Genomic DNA, 19,776 nt, shown 5'->3' on the forward strand with positions numbered 1-19,776 from the left:
TCTCTGACCGACGTTCAGAACGTCGCCTGAATTGCCTTGATCAGTTCGGGCGTGACGTCGGGCAGCACCCCGAACCAGGCCTGGAAGGCGAGGCGGGCCTGGTTGAGCAGCAGGCCGAGCCCGTTCACCGTCGTGCAGCCGCGCCCGCGCGCGTCCGCGAGGAAGGGCGTCTCCAGCGGCGTGTAGATCAGGTCTGCCACGAGCGTCTTGGCTGAGAGCCGCCCCAGATCGATCTCCAGCGCCGGCTTACCGATCATGCCGCGATCGGTGCTGTTGATCAGCACCGCGACGTCGGCCACCGCCGCCGAGCGGTCGTCCCACGCCACCGTGCTGATCGCCGACCCGAACTCGGCCGCAATGGCCTGCGCCTTCTCGGCGGTGCGGTTGCTGATGCGGATGTCGCGGGCGCCATTCTCAAGCAGCGCCACAACGACCGCGCGCGCTGCACCGCCGGCGCCGAGCAGAAGAATAGGGCCTTCGTCGGCGCGCCAGTCCGGCCTGGCGTCGCGCAGGCTCTGGACAAAGCCGTTGCCGTCATTGTTGAAGCCGCTCAGCGTGCCGTCGGATTCGACGACAATGGTGTTGACGGCGCCGATGCGGCGTGCGGTTTCGTTCACCCGATCGAGCAGCGGCATCGCCGTCTGCTTGTGCGGCATGGTGACGTTGCAGCCGCGAAAGCCGAGTGCCACCAGTCCTGCGAGCGCATCCTTCAGCCGCTCCGGCTGAACCGCGAGCGGCACATAGGCGCCGCGCAGGCCGTGCGCGTTGAGCCAGAAATTGTGGATCGTGGGGGAGCGGGAGTGAGTAACGGGCATGCCGATGACGCCGGCCAATCCGAATCCATTCGCGTGCAACATGGTTGCGCTATGATCTCCCACCCTTCAGACCTCGGCCTGTCTCGGCCAATGTGAAACCGTCTTATGAGCAATGACGCGCACAGGCAATTGAAACATTCGACCACAAATCCTTGTCGCAATGCAGCGCATCGTGGCTCAATGTCCAGTTCATGGGCGTCATCGCGTGACCCGCCCCCTGGGCAAAGCCAGGGGTGATTTCTATGATTGCGCAAGTCTGCCTCGACGACCGTCCGCCGGACCCAAAGGATCGCCATTGACTGTCCAATCTCCGCCACCCGTGGCAACAGAAACCTTCACCGACGCGGCCGCTGCGGTGGCCCGGCTCGAGGAGATCTACGAGCGCAATACCGCTTTCCTGCGCGGCCATTTCGAGGCCTATGCCAATGGCGTCGTGCCGGCGACACGGATCCGCGCCACCTATCCCTTCGTGCGGCTGACCACCGCAAGTCACGCCCGGCTCGACTCGCGTCTCGCCTACGGCTTCGTTGCGGGTCCTGGCGTGCACGAGACCAGCGTCACGCGGCCGGACCTGTTCCGCTCGTACCTGACCCAGCAGATCCGCCTGCTGATCGAAAACCACGGCGTACCGGTCGAGATCGGCGAGTCGGCTGAGCCGATCCCGGTCCATTTCGCCTATCGGCGCGACATCAACATCGAGACGGCGCTGCCGCATCACGAGAGCCCGCTGGTGACGCGCTCTTTGCGCGACGTGTTCGACGTGCCGGATCTGTCGACCATGGACGACGCCATCGCCGACGGCACGCTCGAGCTGACGCCGGGCATGCCGGAGCCGCTGTCGCTGTTTCGCGCCGCGCGCGTCGACTACTCGCTGCGCCGTCTCTATCACTACACCGGGACCGATCCCGACCACTTCCAGAACTTCGTGATCTTCACGAACTACCAGTTTTACGTCGATGCCTTCGCGGATTGGGGCCGTCAGCAGCTCGCGGCGGGGCAGGGCGCCGCCGAGGCGTTCGTCGAGCCGGGCAACGTCATCACGCGCAATGCGCGGCTCGGCGGCGGCACCACGGGCGCGGCGCCGTCGCGCACGCCGCAGATGCCGGCCTTTCACCTGGTCGAGCCCGGGCACCAGGGCATTACGCTGATCAACATCGGCACCGGGCCCTCGAACGCACGCAACGTCACCGACCACATCGCGGTGCTGCGGCCGCATGCGTGGCTGATGGTCGGCCATTGTGCGGGTCTTCGCAACACGCAGCGGCTCGGCGACTATGTGCTGGCGCACGGCTATGTCCGAGAGGATCATGTGCTGGACCAGGAGCTGCCACCCTGGGTGCCGATCCCGGCGCTTGCGGAGGTGCAGGTCGCACTGGAAGAGGCCGTCGAGGCGGTCACCGGCTTTTCCGGTTTCGAGCTGAAGCGGCTGATGCGCACCGGCACCGTCGCCAGCGTCGACAATCGCAACTGGGAGATCAGCGGTCCGGCGGTGATCCGGCGGCTGTCGCAATCGCGCGCCATCGCGCTCGACATGGAGTCGGCAACGATCGCGGCCAATGGCTATCGCTTCCGCGTGCCTTACGGCACGTTGCTCTGCGTGTCCGACAAGCCGCTGCATGGCGAGATCAAGCTCGCCGGCATGGCGGGCGACTTCTATCGGCAGCGCGTCGGCCAGCATCTCCAGATCGGGCTGAAGGCGCTGGAGCTCGTGAAACACCAGGAGTCGGAGCGGCTGCATTCGCGCAAGCTGCGCAGCTTCGCCGAAGTCGCATTTCAATAGCGGCCCGTGGCCGCCTGGGATCAGCGGCCCCGGCGCCCGTCGAACGCCTGACGCGCCTGCTCGACCTCCGGCATCTTGGCGATGGTCCAGGCGTAGAGCGCGCGGAACGGTGGCTGCAGGGTACGGCCGAGCGGCGTGATCTCGTATTGGACCGCGACCGGCGAGTCCGCGATCACCTCGCGGGCGACGAGGCCGTTGCGCTCCAGCCGGCGCAGGCACTGCGTCAGCGCCTTCTGGGTGACGCCCTCGAGCTGCTTCTTGATCGCGTTGAAGCGCAGCGGTCCGGAGTCGAGCACCGCCAGCACCATCATCGACCATTTGTCGGCGATCTGGTCGATCAGCACCCGGCTCGGGCATTCCGACGAGAAGTGCTGCGGCTTGCAGCGGAGCGGGGCGGTCTCTGATGTCGACGTGGCGGTCACGACAGCGGTTTCCTCGGATATACCTGAGCGACTTTGGGTGCCTGATTGACTTCAGGTTTACGAAGTATACTGGAGCGGTTCCGAACGCAATGGAGCCCCCTGAATGTCCGATCTCGATACCAGCGTGCTGTTTCGTCCCTTCCGCCTGAAGACGCTGGAGCTGAAGAACCGCATCGTCATGGCGCCGATGACCCGCAATGCGGCGCCGAACGGCATTCCCGGCGAGGCCAACGCCGCTTATTACCGCCGCCGCGCCGAAGGTGGCGTGGGGCTGATCCTCACCGAGGGCACGGTCGTCAACCGCCCGGCCTCGCGCAACGAGCCCAATATTCCCTTCTTCCACGGCGATGCCGCGCTGGCCGGCTGGCAGAGCATCGCCACGGCCGTGCACGCCGCCGGCGGCCGCATCGCGCCACAGATCTGGCACACCGGCTCGACCAGGGGCATGAGCCGCTGGGAGCCCGATGCGCCGGTCGAGAGCCCGTCCGGGCTGGTTGCGCCGGGCAAGCCGCGCGGCAACGTGATGAGCGAGAACGACATTGCCGACACCGTCGCCGCATTCGCGCAAGCCGCGGCCGATGCCAAGCGGGTCGGCTTCGACACCGTCGAGATCCACGGTGCGCACGGCTATCTGATCGATGAGTTCTTCTGGTCCGGCACCAACCAGCGCGAGGACCGCTATGGTGGCGCCACCATCAAGGAGCGCTCGCGCTTCGCTGGCGAGGTCGTCGCCGCGATCCGCAAGGCGGTGGGTCCCGATTTCCCGATCATCCTGCGCGTTAGCCAATGGAAGCAGCAGGACTATGCGGCGCGCCTCGCCGAGACGCCGGCGCTGATGGCCGACTGGCTGCAGCCGCTGGTCGCGGCCGGCGTCGACATCCTGCACTGTTCGCAGCGCCGTTTCTGGGAGCCGGAATTCCCGGACGTGGACGGCGAGAAGGGCCTGAACTTTGCCGGCTGGGCCAAGAAGATCACGGGGGCTGCGACCATCAGCGTCGGCTCGGTCGGCCTGTCGGATGAATTCTTCTCGGCGTTTGCCGGCAAGCCGTCAACGACGGCCGATCTCGACGCGCTGCTGGAGCGCATGGCCAAGGAGGAGTTCGACCTCATTGCGGTCGGCCGCGCGCTGATCAGCGATGCCGAATGGGTCGCCAAGATCAAGGCCGGCGACAAGGCGGGCCTGAAGGGCTTCAGCGCAGCGGATCTCGGCGCGCTGGTTTGAGCTCTTGTAGACCCGTTGGTGCCCCTCGTCCGGCGTAAGCGGGGCGAGGGGGCGTACCGTCAGCGAGGCGCGAGCTCGAGCCTGCCATCCCGTCCTTGCGACTGACTAATGCACCGTCAGCTCGAGATACATCGGGCTGCGGAAGGTCGAGGACGGCATCCAGGGCAATTGCTCCTGGGTGCGGCGATAGTCCGGCACGACCTTGTGCAGCTCGTCGAACGCGATCCTGATCGCCATGCGCGCGATCGCCGAGCCCAGACAGGCGTGCACGCCGCCGCCGAAACCGAGATGGCCGCGCGGTTTCCGCGCGATGTTGTAGACATCCGGATTGGGAAACTGCCGCTCGTCGCGATTGGCGGAGCCGTAGGCGAGGCAGACGAAATCGCCCTCGCGCATGGTCTGGCCGTGCAAGGTGACGTCCTTCTGCAGGCAGCGACGGAAGCGTTGAGCCGAGGTGTTGAAGCGCAGCGACTCTTCCACGGCGTCCGCCATCAGGTCGGGATTGGCGACGACGGCCCGGCGCGCCTCCGCGTGATCGGCGAGATTGTAAGCCAGCATCGTCATGAAACCACCGAGCGACTCGATGCCGGCCATGATCAGCGTTGTCGTCGTCAGCAGCACCTCGCGCTCGTCGAGCTTGTCGCCGTCGATCTCGGCCATGCTGAAATGCGAGATCAGGTCGTTCTGCGGCCGCGCGCGGCGCTCCGCGATGATGCCGGCCGCATAGTCCTGCATCCAGTTGTAGGCTGCGATGTGCTGCGGTCCCTTGGCGCGGCTCACCGGATCGCTCTGCACCATCAGCACCGCCTTGTCGCGCACAGTCTGCTCGTCGCCGAGCGGCAGGCCGAGCGCGGCGAACAGCACGCGCACGGTGAATTTCGAGGAGAACGCCTCGATGAAGTCGAACCGGTCCTGGCCGCGCAGCGCCTCGGCGCAGTCGCGCGCGATGTCGCGGATCGGGCCTGACAGGCTCTCCAGATTGCGCTTCATGAAGGCATGCTGGACGAGGCCGCGCAGCCGGTCGTGGCGCGGCGGGTCGGTGGTGCCGAGCGTCGCGCCGGCACGGTTCGGCAGCTCGGTCATCAGGTTGCCCTTGGCCGACGAATAGGTCTGCCAGTTCGTTCCGGCCGCCGCCACATCGGCATAGCGCGACAGGATCCACACCTGGGCCTGCGGGCTCCAGAAGCAGGGGTGCTCGTCGCGCAGCGTCTTGTAGAACGGGAACGGGTCGGCATCGACCGCAGGCGAATACGGGTCGAACGCGAACATGTTGGGCCTCCTCTCCATTGAGTGTGGTCGTTGTTGTTCTTTTCACTGATCTAGCCGAGCCGTGGCCGCGGCGTGAGACACGAAAGCCGGCCAAGACTTGTACTTTTCCGACATTCAGGGTTAGCTCTCGCTCATGCCCCGCTTTCGCACCAAGCCGTCGATCCCCGCGTTCGCGCTGTACGGCGAAGCGTCGGCCGCGCAGCCGGACATGCTGCATGTCGAGCCGATCCAGGTGCGCAGCAAGCTCTATCGCTGGGAGATCGAGGCGCATACGCACCAGGGCCTGCACCAGATCCTCTGGGTCGCTGCCGGTCCAGCCGAGATCGCCTTGGACGAAAGCCGCGAGCGCTGTACCGGCCCGGTCGCCGTGATCATTCCGCCCGGCGTGGTCCATGCCTTCCGCTTCTCGCGCGACACCGACGGCTATGTGCTGACGTTCAATCCGCGGGCGGTGGTGGAGGGCGATGTGCCGGCGACCGGCGAGGCGCTGCGCGACCTGTTCGCAACCGCGCAGATCCTGCATCTCGATGCGCAGGCGGTCGCGACGCGGCGCATCGCCGCGCTGTTCGTCGACCTCGCCGACGAGTTCGCCGCGGCCGATTCCGCGGCCTCACCGGTGCCGCATTGGCTCGGTCGCTCGATCGTGTGGCGGCTGGCGCAGCAGAGCGCGCGGCAGTCGCAAGGCGCGCGGCGCGGCAGCGGGCATGCGGCGCTGTTCACCCGCTTCATCGTGCTGGTCGAGGCGCATCACCGCGATCACTGGTCGGTGGCGCGCTACGCCGACGAGCTCGGCATGACGCCGGAGCGGCTCAATCGGTTGACGCGGGCTGAGACCGGCCAGTCCGCGCTCGACATCGTGCATGCGCGGCTGGCGCGCGAGGCGTGCCGGCGGCTCACCTATATTGCAGCGCCGGTGTCGAAGCTGGCGTTCGAGCTCGGTTTCAAGGACCCGGCCTATTTCTGCCGCTTCTTCAAGCGGCACACCGGGGCGAGCCCGCGCGACTATCGCCGTGCGATGGGGGTGGGGGACGGCGCGGCGCCGCCGTAAGGGTGATCGGCGCCGCCCGATACCACCTTCGCATTCGTTTTGCATCGCGGCATGGTGTCGGAAAAGTGCAAGAGAATGCCGCGTCCATCCAAGTGATCCCAGCACATTCCTTGCTAAAATCAGCGATTGAAAAGCATACCCAACAAGCCTGCGTCTGCGAATCCGGGAGAACGCGCCCATGAAAGTCCAAGTCTGCATCATCGGCGGAGGCCCGTCGGGCCTGATGCTGTCGCAGCTCCTGCACCTGCAGGGCATCGATACGATCATCCTGGAGAAATCCAGCCGCGACTACGTGCTGTCGCGCATCCGCGCTGGCGTGCTCGAGCACGGCTTTGCCGAGCTGATGCGCGAGGCGCAGTGCGGCGAGCGCATGGACCGCGAGGGCGAGATTCATCACGGCTTCTACATCGCCCATGACGGCAAGCTCGACCGCGTCGACCTGCACAAATATTCCGGCGGCAACTCGGTGATGGTCTACGGCCAGACCGAGCTGACGCGCGATCTCTACGAGGCCCGCGACAAGCTCGGCGGCAAGGTCGTGCACAACGCGACCGACGTGACGCCGCACGACATCGCCTCCGACAAGCCTTACGTCACCTACCGTCAGGACGAAGAGGTCGTCCGCATCGACTGCGACTACATCATCGGCGCCGACGGCTTCCACGGCGTCAGCCGCAAATCGATCCCGCACGACAAGCTGACGGAATACGAGCGGGTGTATCCGTTCGGCTGGCTCGGCGTGCTGTCGCGCACCAAGCCCGTGTCGCCGGAATTGATCTATGCCAAGCACGAGCGGGGCTTCGCGCTGTGCTCGCTGCGCTCGCAGGTGCTGAGCCGCTACTATGTCCAGGTGCCGCTCACCGACAAGGTCGAGGACTGGAGCGACGATGCGTTCTGGGAGGAGCTGAAGCGCCGGCTGCCGGCGGAGATCGCGGCCAAGCTGATCACGGGGCCCTCGATCGAGAAGAGCATCGCGCCGCTGCGCAGCTTCGTCGCCGAGCCGATGCGCTACGGCCGGCTGTTCCTCGCCGGCGACGCCGCCCACATCGTGCCGCCGACCGGCGCGCGCGGGCTGAACTCGGCTGCGTCCGACATCTACTATCTCTATCATGCGCTGCTCGATCACTACAAAAAGGGCGACGACCGTGGCATCGACGGCTATTCGCAGCGGGCGCTGGCGCGGATCTGGAAGGCGCAGCGCTTCTCCTGGTGGATGACGACGCTCTTGCATCGTTTCCCCGACCGGTTGTCCTACGACGACAGACTGCAGGACACCGAGCTCGCTTATCTGTTCTCGTCGGAGGCCGCGCAGCGGTCGCTGGCGGAGAACTATGTCGGACTGCCGTTCTGAGCGAGGTCAACGCGACGCGTTTCGCCTGCGCTGCTTGATGGCACCAAGCATCAGTCGCCTCGCTGTCGTCCCGGCGAACGCCGGGACCCGTACCCCAGGGAGCGGTTTGAGGCAGGCTGGCGATTGGCTTTGTGCCCATCATGACTGCCGCGGGGTATGGGTCCCGGGTCGGCGCCGTGACGCGCTTCGCGCCTCACGGCTTGCCCGGGACGACGGTTGGGATAGATCGGATTCACGTCTCAAACAGCGCAGGCAGGACGTGGCAACGCGGTCTCGCGGCACATGATGCCCGAGGTCTGCGATCAACTCGCCCCTCCCATAATCGAGAGGGCGCAGGGAATGCCGGGTGACGGCCTCACCCATGGCCCGCCTGCGTAAGAAAGTGCAGGCGGCAGGTACCACAGGTGCAGCCGAACACTCCGGCATTCCCTGCGCGGCAGTCTCACGCTTATACGCAGTCTCCCTGGTGCGCCGGGCTTTCTGGCCACCATGATCCGCGCGGCGCCTCGAGCGCCGTCGCGAACGTAACACCAGCATCGGGGTGTCAGGACGCTGCGACTTCACGTCCGCAAGAGATCGCTCGTCCGCATGCTCTCGCGAGCCTGCTCTCGAACTCTCGCGGCCACCGCATCCCCGCCTCGCGTGTCGTGACGATCGCGCGCAACGCCCCTCTCGTTGAGGCGGGATGGCCGGAGATAAGCACATCTTCCGATAAGGCGAAAGAGAAACTTTCTGAAAAGCAGAAAATTTTCGAAGGAGGCCGGGCAGATCGCGTTCAATGCGCGCAGGAACGTCGGCTGCCCGCGAGCCCCATGAGCAGGATGCAGCATGTTGATCGAACACGCGACCGTCAGCCCCGTCACCGCTCCGCGGGCCGCTTGGAGGATGACGCCGTGTTTCGCTGGTGCAACTTCGCTCAGCTCGAGATCGGCGGACAGATGATCGGGGCGCGCTGTTGGATTAGCGCGCCAACTGCTAAAGTCTGTCGGCCTCCCCGCGCGCCCTGAAAAATGAGTTGCGCACCTCAAAAACCGCGCTATGGTCCTCAACCCAAAGGGGAGGATCATGAACGCGCCGCTGACATTGCGGGATATTGCGCGGCAGGCGGGCGTGAGCCTCGCCACCGTCGACCGCGTGCTGCACAACCGGCCGGGCGTGCGCCCGGACACGGTGCGACGCGTCAAGGATGCGATGGCGCGCAGTGCGTTCCAGCCGCATGCGGCGGCCTCCGAACTCGCCCGTGCCCGCTCGCGGCGTTTTGCCTTCGTGATGCCGTCCGGTGCCAATCCCTTCATGCAGCAGATTCAGGCGCATCTCGGCGAGCTGGCGAGCTGGATGGCCGCGCGCCGGCTCTCGGTCGATGTCGTCACGACGGACGTGTTCGATCCGGCTGTGCTGGCCGGCAAGCTCGAAGATCTGGTCGGTCGCGTAGACGGTGCGGCGGTGGTGGCGCTCGACCATCCGAGCGTGCGCGCCGCGATCAATGATCTCGTCGAGTCCGGCGCCAAGGTCGTGACTCTGGTCTCCGACGTGCCGTCGTCGCGGCGGCATCATTATGTCGGCATCGACAACATCGCCGCTGGCCGCACCGCGGGTGCGCTGGTCGGACGCTTCGCCGGCGGCAGGGCGGGGCGGGTCGCGATCATGGCCGGCTCGCAAGGCCTGCGCGATCATGCCGAGCGCATCTTCGGCTTCGGCCAGGTTCTGGCGGCGGAGTTTCGGCAACTTGAGGTTTTGCCGGTTGCTGAGGGGCATGATGTGGACGATCGCTCGGAGCACCTCATGCGCGAGCTGCTGACCGAGTATCGCGACATCGTCGGGCTCTACAATGTCGGCGCTGGCACGGCCGGCGTCGCCAAGGCGCTGACCGAGTCGGGGAGGGTCGATGACATCGTGTTCGTCGGCCATGATGTGACGGCGCTGACGCGCAAGCTGCTGTTGAACGGCGTGATGGATGCGGCGATTTCGCAGAACCCGGGACACGAGGCGCGCTCTGCCGTGCGCGTGCTCCTGGCGCTGGCGCGCGGCGAGCCGATCCTGAGCGAACAGGAGACGATCCGCATCGACATCGTGATGCGGGACAATCTGCCGTGAGCGGATGGCCGCGGTGATGCGGTCGGCCCGAACACGGAATGAGAAACGACCGAGGCGCTGGTTTCGAGGCGACGCAGATCGCCGAGGCGCCTGGCGGTCCGTGTGGGAGGAGTGGAGTCGTGTTTCTCGGACTGGATGTCGGCACATCCGGCGTGAAGGCCGTGCTGGAGGACGAGACGGGCGCGCTGATCGCGAACGCCTCGCGTCCGCTGTCGCTGTCGCATCCGCAGCCGCTGTGGTCCGAGCAGAATCCGGATCATTGGGTCGAGGCCGTCATCGGCGCGGTGGATGATCTCGCGCGTGAGCGTCCGCGTGAGACGTCAGCGGTGCGCGGCATCGGCTTGTCCGGCCAGATGCACGGCGCGACCTTGCTTGGTCGCGACGGCCGGTCGCTGCGTCCCGCGATCCTGTGGAATGACGGCCGCTCGCAAGCCGAATGCGCCGAGCTCGAACGCCGCTGCCCCGAATTGCACACGATCGCCGGCAATCTCGCGATGCCCGGCTTCACCGCGCCGAAGCTCGTCTGGGTGGCGAAGCACGAGCCGAAGATCTTTGCAGAGGTCGCGACGGTGCTGCTGCCGAAGGCCTATGTGCGCTATCGGCTGTCCGGCGAGATGGTCGAGGACATGTCGGATGCGGCCGGCACCCTGTGGCTCGACGTCGGAGCGCGGCGCTGGTCGGAGAAACTGCTGGCGGCGACCGGGCTCAGTCTCGATCACATGCCGCGCCTGGTCGAGGGCAATGAGCGCAGTGCCGTGTTGTCGCCCGAGCTGGCGCGGCGCTGGGGCATGGGCGCCGATGTCGTGATCGCAGGGGGCGCCGGCGACAACGCGGCGAGCGCAATCGGACTCGGCGCCATCCGGCCTCGCGATGCCTTCCTGTCGCTCGGCACATCAGGCGTGCTGTTCCGGGTGACCGACCGCTTCGCGCCGGCGCCGGAAGCGGCCGTGCATGCGTTCTGCCATGCGCTCGGCGGGCTGTGGCATCAGATGGGCGTGATGCTGTCGGCCGCGGCCTCGCTGGCGTGGCTGGCGCGCATTCTCGAGACGCCGGAAGCCGCGCTGCTGGCGCCGCTCGGTATCAGCGTCGAACGTCCGAGCCCGGTGCAGTTCCTGCCTTACCTCGACGGCGAGCGCACCCCGCACAACGATGCCCATGCCGCCGGCGCCTTCGTCGGCCTGCGCAGCGCCGCCGGCCGCGACGATCTCGTGCAGGCAGTGCTTGAGGGCGTGGCCTTTGCCTCACGCGACATGTTCGCCGCGCTCGCGCGTAGCGCGCAGCCGATCAGAGAGCTCGATCTGGTCGGCGGCGGCTCGCGCTCCTTGTTGTGGGCGCAGATCATGGCCGACGTGCTCGGCGTCACCGTACACCGGGTCGAGGAGGGCGAGGTCGGCGCCGCCATCGGCGCCGCGCGGCTCGGCCGTCTCGCCGCGACCGGCGAAGCACCGGCCGATGTCTGCCGCAGGCCACAGCGGCTGCAGAGTTTCGAACCCCGCGCCACGCAGCGCGCGGCATACGACGCCGCCTACGCGCAATGGCGCAAGCTCTATCCCGCTCTCAAGGAGTAAACCCTCGTGAACGTCCAGGCTCCCTTCTTCCAGACCGGCGCAACCGTCAGCTATGGCGGGCCCGAGTCGCGCAGCCCGCTGTCGTTCCGCTGGTACGACAAGGACCGCCTGATCAGGGGCAAGCGGATGGAGGATCATCTGCGCTTTGCGGTCTGCTACTGGCATTCGTTCTGCTGGCCGGGCAGCGATCCGTTCGGCGGCGAGACCTTCCTGCGGCCTTGGCAGCATGGCGATGATGCGCTGGCAATGGCGCGCGCCAAGGCCGACGTCGCGTTCGAATTGTTCCGGCTGCTCGACGTGCCGTTCTTCACCTTCCACGACGTCGACGCCGCGCCGGAAGGCGCGACGCTGAAGGAGTCGGTCGCCAATCTCAACGCCATCGCCGACCTGTTCGAGCAGAAGATGGCGTCTGCCAAGGTGCGGCTGCTGTGGGGCACCGCCAACCTGTTCTCACATCGCCGCTACATGGCGGGCGCCGCGACCAATCCGGACCCGGACGTGTTCACCTACGCGGCGGGACAGGTGCGTGCCGCACTCGAGGTGACGCATCGTCTCGGCGGCGCCAACTACGTGCTGTGGGGCGGCCGCGAGGGCTACGAGACGCTGCTCAACACCGACATGAAGCGCGAGCTCGACCAGTTCGGCCGGTTCGTCTCGCTGGTGGTCGAGCACAAGCACAAGATCGGCTTCAAGGGGCCGCTGCTGATCGAGCCGAAGCCGAAGGAGCCGACCAAGCATCAGTACGACTTTGACGTCGCCACCTGCTACGGCTTCCTGCGGCGCTACGATCTGCTCGACGACGTCAAGCTCAACATCGAGCAGAACCACGCCATCCTCGCCGGCCACTCGTTCCAGCACGAGATCGCGCTGGCGCAGGCGCTCGGCGTGTTCGGCTCGCTTGACATCAACCGCGGCGACGATCTGCTCGGCTGGGACACCGACCAGTTCGCGATGAACGTGCCGGAGCTGGCGCTGGTGTTCCACGACATGCTCAAGGGCGGCGGCTTCACCACGGGCGGGCTGAACTTCGATGCCAAGATCCGCCGGCAGTCGATTGATCCGGATGATCTGCTGCACGCCCATGTCGGCTCGATGGACGCTTGCGCGCGTGCACTGATCGCCGCCGATCAGATGCTCGAGGACGGTGCCCTGACGGCGCCGCTCGCGCAGCGCTACGCCGGCTGGGACGGCGAGGAGGGACAGGCGATCCTCGCTGGCCGCCGCTCGCTCGCCGAACTCGCCGACCGCGCCGTCAACACCGGCCTCGATCCGCAGCCGCGCTCCGGCCGGCAGGAATATCTCGAAAGCGTGGTAAATCGCTATGTCTGATGACAGCAGCCTGCGCACGATGACGAATGAGGCTGAGCGAGCCGTGATGAGCACCGCCGCGCAGCCAGTCTTGGAGCCAGTCTTGGAGCTGAAGGGCCTCGGCAAGCAGTTCGGCGCGATCCGCGCGCTGCACGGCGTCGATCTTTCGATCGACGCCGGCGAGGTCGTCGGCCTGATGGGCGACAACGGCGCCGGCAAGTCCACCCTGGTGCGCATCATCGCCGGCAATTTTCCGCCGAGCCAGGGCACCATCCGTTTCGGCGGCCGCGAGGTGCATTTCCATCGTCCGATGGATTCGCGCAGCGTCGGCATCGAGGTCGTCTACCAGGACCTGGCGCTCGCCAACAATCTCACCGCCGCCGCCAACGTGTTTCTCGGTCGCGAGCTGAAGCGCAATTTCGGCCCGCTGGTGCTGCTCGACCACAAGGGCATGGAGGCGCGCGCGCTCGAGCTGTTCCGCGAGCTGCGCTCGGAGACACGCCCGCATGATCTGGTCAAGGACATGTCGGGCGGCCAGCGCCAGGCGGTGGCGATCGCGCGCACGCGGCTGTCCAATGCCAAGCTCGTGATGATGGACGAGCCGACCGCGGCGATCTCGGTGCGCCAGGTCGAGCAGGTGCTGAGCCTGATCCATCGGCTGAAGGAGCAGGGCATCGCCGTCATCCTGATCTCGCACCGTATGCCCGACATCTTCGCGGTGTGCGATCGCGTCGTGGTGATGCGTCGCGGCGAGAAGAAGGCCGACAAGCCGGTCGGCGAGACCAGCCCCGAGGAAGTGACTGCGCTGATCACCGGCGCCAAGGAGGCGGCGTGATGTCCGTTCCATCCGAGACCCGCTCCGCCGGCACCGAAGTCACCTTCACCAATGTCGGCGCCATCAGATGGTGGCACCGTGGCGTGTTCGCCTCGCAGACCGCTTATGTCACGCTGGCGCTCATCGCCCTCATCATCGTGATGAGCTTCGCCAGTCCCTATTTCCTGACCGAGGGCAATCTGCAGAACGTCGCCAAGAACTTCTCCTTCATCGCCATTGCGACGCTCGGCATCACCTTCGTGATCATCACCGGCGGCATCGACCTGTCGGTCGGCTCGATGATGTGCTTCGCGGCGATGATCACCTCGATGGTGATGACGACGCTGTCGACACCGGGGATGCCGCTGTCATCGCTGTTCGTGCATGTCGCCGCGGACGGCAAGACCGTGGTCGCCAACGTGCCCGGCCTGATCCTGATCGTCTCGGTGCTGGCAGGCCTTGCGGTCTCGCTCGTCGTCGGCCTGATCAACGGCGTCTGCATCGCCTTGCTCGGGCTGTCGCCGTTCGTGACCACGCTCGGCATGCTGTCGATCGTGCGCGGTCTCAGCTACGTGATCTCGAACGGCAAGGGCAGCTTCCCCGGCGGCCCCGACGCCGATTATTTCTATGCGTTGACGCAGGGCGATGTCTACGGCGTGCCGGCGCCCTTCATCTATCTGATTGCGTTGGCGCTGGTGATGGCGCTGGTGCTGCACCACACCGCGTTCGGCCGCCACGTGTTCGCGATCGGTGGCAACGAGAAGGCGGCGGAGCTGACCGGCGTCTCGGTGCCCCGCGTGAAGATCGAGGTCTATGTGATCGGCGCGCTCGCCGCCGGCCTGCAGGGCATCATCATCTCCGGCTGGCTCGGCTCCGCGCCCGCCAACATGGCGACGTCCTACGAGCTCAACGTGATCGCGGCGGCCGTGATCGGCGGCGCCAACCTCGCCGGCGGTCTCGGCGGCCCGCTCGGTGCCATCGTCGGCTGCGTGCTGCTCGAGGTGATCAGGAACGGGCTGGTGCTGGCGCAGGTCAACTCCTACTGGCAGCAGACTCTGGTCGGCGTGATCATCATCGCCGCCGTGCTGGTGGATCGTATCCGCGCACGCCTGCTGTGACGAATACTGGCCGGGATGACAAGCGCGTCTATCCTCACCCGGAGCAGACAATCATCAGGGATAGACATGGAGGAGGGAAACCCATGAAGAAGCTGCTCTATGCGGTCGCATCGCTCGCGATCATGCTGGCCCCGGCGCAGGCCGAGACCAAATACCGCTTCGCCATCGTGCCGAAGGCGATGAACAATCCGTTCTTCGACGTCGCGCGCGACGGCTGCCTGAAGCGCGCCAAGGAGCTCGGCAACGTCGAGTGCATCTACAAGGGTCCGGTCGAGCACGAGCCGGCCACCCAGGCGCAGATCATCCAGGACTTCGTCACGCAGAAGGTCGACGGCCTGGCGATCTCGGTGGCCGACGTCGCCGCGATGACGAAGTCGATCGAGGCGGCGACCGCCGCCGGCATTCCGGTGATCACCTTCGATGCCGATGCGCCGGGCTCCAAGCGCATCGCTTATATCGGCACCAACAACAAGGATTTCGGGCTGGCGCTCGGCAAGCAGTTGCTGCAGCTCCGACCCGACGGCGGCAAATATGCCGTCGTCTCCGGCGGCCCCGGCGCCAAGAACCTCGCCGAGCGCGTCGATGGCGTGCGTGAGGCGCTGAAGGGCTCGAAGTGGACGGAGGTGGCGGGCTCGCCGACCTTCTGCAACGACGATCCCGCGCTCGCCGTGCAGCAGATGGCCGATCTGCGCACCGCGACGCCGGATCTCGGCGCCATCGTGCCGATCGGCGGCTGGCCGATGTTCGCGCCCGAGGGCTACAAGGCCTTCGTCAACAAGAACCGCAAGGACATCGACGCCGGCAAGCTGACGCTGGTTGTCGCCGACACGCTCAAGATGCAGCTCGAATTGCTGCGTGACGGCTATTCCAACGCGCTGACCGGCCAGCGCCCGTTCGAGATGGGCGAGAAGGCGATGGACACGCTGCTCGCGATCAAGAAGGGCGAGAAGGTGCCGGACGTGATCTACACCGGCCTCGACCTCGTCACCAAGGACAACGTCGCCAAGCTTCTGAACTGAGTTCCTCCCGGGGAAAACCTGGCGGTCCGGCAACCGGCTTCGGCCGGCGGCTGGGCCGCCCTTTTTGTTTGGGATGCTTTTGTCGTGTGGAGCGGGCACCAAAGACGGCCTGCGTTTGCGTTGTCTCGCTCCACGAAGACGCTGCTGATCGTCTCCACAACACTGTCATCGTCCGCGACGGCGGACGATCCAGTATTCCAGAGACGGTCGTGGGCAATCGAGACGCCGCTGCGTGCTGGATCATCCGCCGGAGCCTGTCATTGGGCTCGCCGAAGGCGAGACCCGGTGGCGGACGATGACAGTGCGGGCAACACGGGCCCGGACGATTGACAGGGGGATATATCTGACTAAAGTCAGACATCATGCTCGACCCCATCTCTCGCGTCCGCCGCTTCAACCGCGCCGTCACCTCGGAGGTTGGCGCGCTCGACACCTCGTTTCTCGGGCGCCGGCGGCCGCTCGGGGCGGCCCGCGTGCTCAATGCGATCGGCCATGGCCGCAGCGACGTCGCCGATCTGCGCGACTATCTCGCGCTCGATTCCGGGCTGATGAGCCGGCTGCTGCGCAGCCTGGAGGAGGAGGGGCTGGTGACGACCAGGCCGCATCCCGACGACGCACGCCGCCGCATCGCCAGGCTCACGGCCGCCGGCCGGCGCGAATTCGAGGCCTATGAGACGCTCTCCAACGCCCAGGCCGAATCGATGCTGGCGCGTCACGCCCAGCCCGAGGCGCTCTTGGCGGCGATGGACCTGGTCGCGGCCGCGCTCGGACGCAGCCGCATCGCCATCGACGAGGCTGATCCGCGCGGCGAGCAATCGCGCTATTGCCTCGGCGAGTACTACGCCGAGCTGTCGAGACGGTTCGAACGCGGATTCGACGTTTCGCTGTCGCGCGATCCCGATGCCTCCGACATGGCGGCCCCGCGCGGGGCCTTCTTCGTCGCGCTGTCCGACGGCCTGCCGCTCGGCTGCGTCGGGCTGAAGGGCAGCGGCGGCGATGTCGCCGAGATCAAGCGGCTGTGGGTCGCGCCCGCGGCGCGCGGGCTTGGCCTCGGCCGGCGGCTGATGGATGCGGCCGAGGACGCCGCGCGAAAGCTCTCGATCACGACGCTCCGCCTCGACAGCAACAGCGCGCTGACCGAGGCCGTCCAGCTCTATCGCCGCACCGGCTGGACCGAGATCGACCGCTTCAACGACGATCCGTATCCGGATCTGTTCTTCGAGAAGCAGGTTTGAGGTCGATCTCCCGTGACGCTCGGCGCTCGTGCATCGGGCTTCAGGAACGCGAGCGCCTTGTGGTCGGCGAATTGCTAGGGGACCTCTGCGACGGACCCCGTCGGCCTGCTCGGTGTTAAGCGATGGGCAACCGGCGGGTGATTGGATGAGGGTCGTTGGGTTCCAGCGATGAGAGGCAGACCGGCGTGCTTTGAGTCTAATTTGTTGCCTGAGCCTGACGCAATTGCGGCGAGGGCCTCGTGACTCGGGGACGCTTCTTCGCCTCACTTCACCCCAAGACTTGATCGAGCGTATAGATCGTCCTGCGCCGATCGCGCCGGCGCGGGCGGAACAGCAATGACGAATCGGGACAAGGCATGGTGACACGATCCACGGCGGCTCAGAACCTTGCAGCGATGCGGCGTCGCGGACCGGTCTTGATGACCCTTGCGGCCTTGGCGGCACTGGCGATGCCCAGCTCCGCGGCCAGCGCGCGGCAGGCGCGCCCCGCGCCGGCGACCGAAGCGACGGCGCCGCGCGCGCATGGCGATCCGATCATGGCGATCGTATCGATCAAGGCCCAGAAGGTGACGTTCTACGACGCCGACGGCTGGATCTGGCGGGCGCCGGTGTCGACCGGCGTCTCGGGCCGCGAGACGCCGGCCGGCGTGTTCGCCGTGCTGGAAAAGGACAAGGACCACCGCTCGACGCTCTATGACGACGCCTGGATGCCGAACATGCAGCGCATCACCTGGAACGGGGTGGCGCTGCATGGCGGGCCGCTGCCCGGCTATGCCGCCTCGCATGGCTGCGTCCGCATGCCCTATGGCTTTGCCGAGAAGCTGTTCGACCGGACCTGGATCGGCATGCGGGTGATCATCGCGCCCGGTGACCCGGCGCCGGTCGAGTTCTCCCATCCCGCCTTGTTCGTGCCGACCGCAGAGGCGCTCGCCGCGGTGCCCTCGCGCGCCGCGACGCTCGGCCGCGAAGCCGAGGACGCCGCCAGGCTCGCCGACGAGGCCAAGGCGGCGGCTACCGCGGCCGAGCGCGAGGCCAAGGCTCTGAAGGCGTCCTTGCGCAAGCTGGAGCAGGCCAAGGCGCGCGCCGAGGCCGAGCTCAAATTCGCCGGCAGGAAGCTGGCCGCCGCCAAGACCGATCAGGCGAGGACGCTGGCCGAGGATGCGAATCAGAAGGTCGCCGCCAAGGCGACCGACGCGGCGGCGCAGCTCGAGGCCGCCAAGTCGGACGCGACCGCGAAGCTCGCTGCGGCGACCTCGACCAAGGATGCCGCCAAGGCGGCTGCGGCCAGGAAGGCCGATACGAGCAAGGCTGCGACGGACGCCAGGCTCGCGACCGAGCCGGTCTCGGTCTATATCAGCCGTTCCACGCAGATGCTCTATGTCAGGCGCAACACGCACAAGCCGGCCCCCGATGGCGGCGGCGAGGTGTTCGACACCTCGATCGAGGCGCCGGTGACCATCCGTGATCCCGACCGGCCGATTGGGACGCATGTGTTCACCGCAGTGGCACAGAACGGCGCGGGGCTGCGCTGGACGGCGGTGACCATCGACGACGGCGACACCGCCAAGGACGCGCTCGACCGCATCACCATTCCGAAGGACGTGCTCGCCCGGATCGCGCCGACGGCCGTGCCGCGCTCCTCGATCATCGTCTCGGACGAGCCGCTGTCGAGCGAGACCAATTATCGGACCGAGTTCGTCGCAGTGCTGAGCAACCAGCCGCAGGGCGGCTTCATCACGCGCCGGCCGACGACCAATGTCGACGTTGCCAGCGGCGACGAATATGACGATGGCTTCGGCAGCTTCTTCCAGCGCGGCTGGGATGGCCAGCCCGTCGCGGCGCCGCGCCGTCGTGGGCCGCCTCCGACCTATTACCGGCCGGTGCAGCCGGGCTGGTGGTGACCAGCCGGCCTGATGCCTGACCGCGATTCGCGGGTCAGGCCGGATGGCACTTCAACTCAGTTGCGGCCCGCGGGGATGACGCCGGGCCACTGCATCAGGAAAGGCTGCGGCTCGTGCTGTGCCTCGGTCGCGCGCGCCACGCGCCTGACACGGTGAGGCCTGCGAGAGATCGAGCTGGTCGCCTCGCGAGCGGTCTCGATGCGCGCCAACTGCTGACGCATCTCGCCGGTGGAGGTCCGGAGCTGCTCGATGGTGACGTCGCTGTTCGCGGCCGCGGTGCGCAGCCCGCTCAGCTCGGTCGCCGCATCTTCCTGGGCGCCGCGGAGGCGGATCGTCTGGCGCTTCAGCAGCGCGAGATCGGACTCGATCTTGTCGGCCGTATCGCGGCGGCGCGCCTCGTTCTCGTCGGCGGTGGTGCGCAAGGCGGCCAGGCCCGTTTCGGCCGTGGTGAGGCTGGCGCGCAATTGCAGAAGCTCGCCGGAGGTGTCGCTCTGGCGGTCGCGCAACTGGGCGGTCTCGGCCTTGAGCTGCGTCAGCTCCGATGTCAGGGCGGCGACGCGGGTCTCGAGCGAAGGCGCTCCGGTCCCGAAGGAGAAGCTGTTGGCGCCGCCGCTGCTCCACCACATCGCACCGGCGCTGGCTGCGAGCGCCAGGCTCAGGACAATTCGTAGAGAGGCCGTGCCGCTGCTCGGCGGGGCGTCCGGCGTCTTGGTGGGTCTGCGCATCGACAGGTCTCCGGGATTTGATGGCGGCAATTATGATCATATTAAGGTTGCCAATGTTCTAAGCGCGCCGCGCCGGCGGAACATTTC

The 19,776-nt window shown here is 66.9% G+C and carries 16 protein-coding genes; 12 read left to right on the forward strand and 4 right to left on the reverse strand.

The window, feature by feature from the left end; genetic code table 11:
• Positions 1–14 precede the first annotated feature (14 nt).
• The gene (locus QX135_RS07550; RefSeq protein WP_315779445.1) at positions 15–857 is read right to left on the reverse strand and encodes a shikimate dehydrogenase; all 843 of its coding nucleotides are present in this window, start codon (positions 855–857) and stop codon (positions 15–17) included.
• A gap of 253 nt (positions 858–1,110) precedes the next feature.
• Between QX135_RS07550 and QX135_RS07555 the strand changes: the two genes are divergently transcribed.
• Positions 1,111–2,595: an AMP nucleosidase gene (locus tag QX135_RS07555; RefSeq protein ID WP_316234013.1), complete on the forward strand. Its 1,485-nt coding sequence runs from the start codon at positions 1,111–1,113 to the stop codon at positions 2,593–2,595.
• A gap of 20 nt (positions 2,596–2,615) precedes the next feature.
• Here QX135_RS07555 and QX135_RS07560 read toward each other — a convergent pair whose 3' ends face one another.
• Positions 2,616–2,939, reverse strand: coding sequence for a helix-turn-helix domain-containing protein (locus QX135_RS07560; RefSeq protein WP_315741221.1), 324 nt, complete (start codon positions 2,937–2,939; stop codon positions 2,616–2,618).
• Positions 2,940–3,120: 181 nt separating this feature from the next.
• Here QX135_RS07560 and QX135_RS07565 point away from each other — a divergent pair, with 181 nt between their 5' ends.
• Positions 3,121–4,239, forward strand: coding sequence for an NADH:flavin oxidoreductase (locus QX135_RS07565; RefSeq protein ID WP_316176742.1), 1,119 nt, complete (start codon positions 3,121–3,123; stop codon positions 4,237–4,239).
• 105 nt (positions 4,240–4,344) lie between these two features.
• On the opposite strand, the gene QX135_RS07570 is transcribed toward QX135_RS07565, so the two are convergent.
• Positions 4,345–5,508, reverse strand: coding sequence for a cytochrome P450 (locus QX135_RS07570; protein ID WP_316176741.1), 1,164 nt, complete (start codon positions 5,506–5,508; stop codon positions 4,345–4,347).
• Between the two features lie 133 nt (positions 5,509–5,641).
• On the opposite strand from QX135_RS07570, the gene QX135_RS07575 reads away from it, so the two are divergent.
• The 10 genes from QX135_RS07575 (at position 5,642) to QX135_RS07620 (ending at position 18,964) form a co-directional block, all read left to right on the forward strand.
• Entirely contained in the window at positions 5,642–6,556 is a 915-nt protein-coding gene (locus QX135_RS07575) for a helix-turn-helix domain-containing protein (protein WP_315773074.1), read from the forward strand.
• Positions 6,557–6,734: 178 nt separating this feature from the next.
• On the forward strand, positions 6,735–7,907 hold the full coding sequence (pobA, locus tag QX135_RS07580) for a 4-hydroxybenzoate 3-monooxygenase (protein WP_315741202.1): 1,173 nt from the start codon (positions 6,735–6,737) through the stop codon (positions 7,905–7,907).
• A 1,065-nt stretch (positions 7,908–8,972) separates the two neighbouring features.
• A complete protein-coding gene (locus QX135_RS07585) occupies positions 8,973–10,001 on the forward strand; it encodes a LacI family DNA-binding transcriptional regulator (RefSeq protein ID WP_315776341.1) in 1,029 nt (342 codons plus the stop codon).
• A gap of 119 nt (positions 10,002–10,120) precedes the next feature.
• Positions 10,121–11,569, forward strand: coding sequence for a xylulokinase (xylB, locus tag QX135_RS07590; RefSeq protein WP_316176740.1), 1,449 nt, complete (start codon positions 10,121–10,123; stop codon positions 11,567–11,569).
• Positions 11,570–11,575: 6 nt separating this feature from the next.
• Complete coding sequence (gene xylA, locus QX135_RS07595; protein WP_316176739.1) at positions 11,576–12,898, forward strand: xylose isomerase; 1,323 nt, start codon at positions 11,576–11,578, stop codon at positions 12,896–12,898.
• A 46-nt stretch (positions 12,899–12,944) separates the two neighbouring features.
• The gene (locus QX135_RS07600; RefSeq protein ID WP_315779455.1) at positions 12,945–13,712 is read left to right on the forward strand and encodes an ATP-binding cassette domain-containing protein; all 768 of its coding nucleotides are present in this window, start codon (positions 12,945–12,947) and stop codon (positions 13,710–13,712) included.
• Entirely contained in the window at positions 13,712–14,809 is a 1,098-nt protein-coding gene (locus QX135_RS07605; protein ID WP_315779456.1) for an ABC transporter permease, read from the forward strand. Before QX135_RS07600 ends, QX135_RS07605 begins: the two co-directional genes overlap by 1 nt.
• Before the next feature lie 83 nt (positions 14,810–14,892).
• Positions 14,893–15,828 (forward strand): sugar-binding protein, encoded by a 936-nt coding sequence (locus QX135_RS07610; protein ID WP_315758434.1) that lies wholly within the window; start codon positions 14,893–14,895, stop codon positions 15,826–15,828.
• A gap of 362 nt (positions 15,829–16,190) precedes the next feature.
• Positions 16,191–17,063, forward strand: coding sequence for a helix-turn-helix domain-containing GNAT family N-acetyltransferase (locus tag QX135_RS07615; RefSeq protein WP_315779458.1), 873 nt, complete (start codon positions 16,191–16,193; stop codon positions 17,061–17,063).
• A gap of 356 nt (positions 17,064–17,419) precedes the next feature.
• Positions 17,420–18,964 carry a L,D-transpeptidase gene (locus QX135_RS07620; RefSeq protein WP_316176738.1) on the forward strand — a complete coding sequence of 515 codons (1,545 nt, stop codon included), beginning with the start codon at positions 17,420–17,422 and terminating at the stop codon, positions 18,962–18,964.
• 56 nt (positions 18,965–19,020) lie between these two features.
• Here QX135_RS07620 and QX135_RS07625 read toward each other — a convergent pair whose 3' ends face one another.
• Positions 19,021–19,689, reverse strand: a complete 669-nt coding sequence (locus QX135_RS07625) for a hypothetical protein (protein ID WP_316176737.1) — start codon at positions 19,687–19,689, stop codon at positions 19,021–19,023.
• Positions 19,690–19,776 lie beyond the last annotated feature (87 nt).

It is taken from the genome of Bradyrhizobium sp. SZCCHNR1098 (assembly GCF_032489375.1).
Taxonomy (GTDB): Bacteria; Pseudomonadota; Alphaproteobacteria; order Rhizobiales; family Xanthobacteraceae; genus Bradyrhizobium.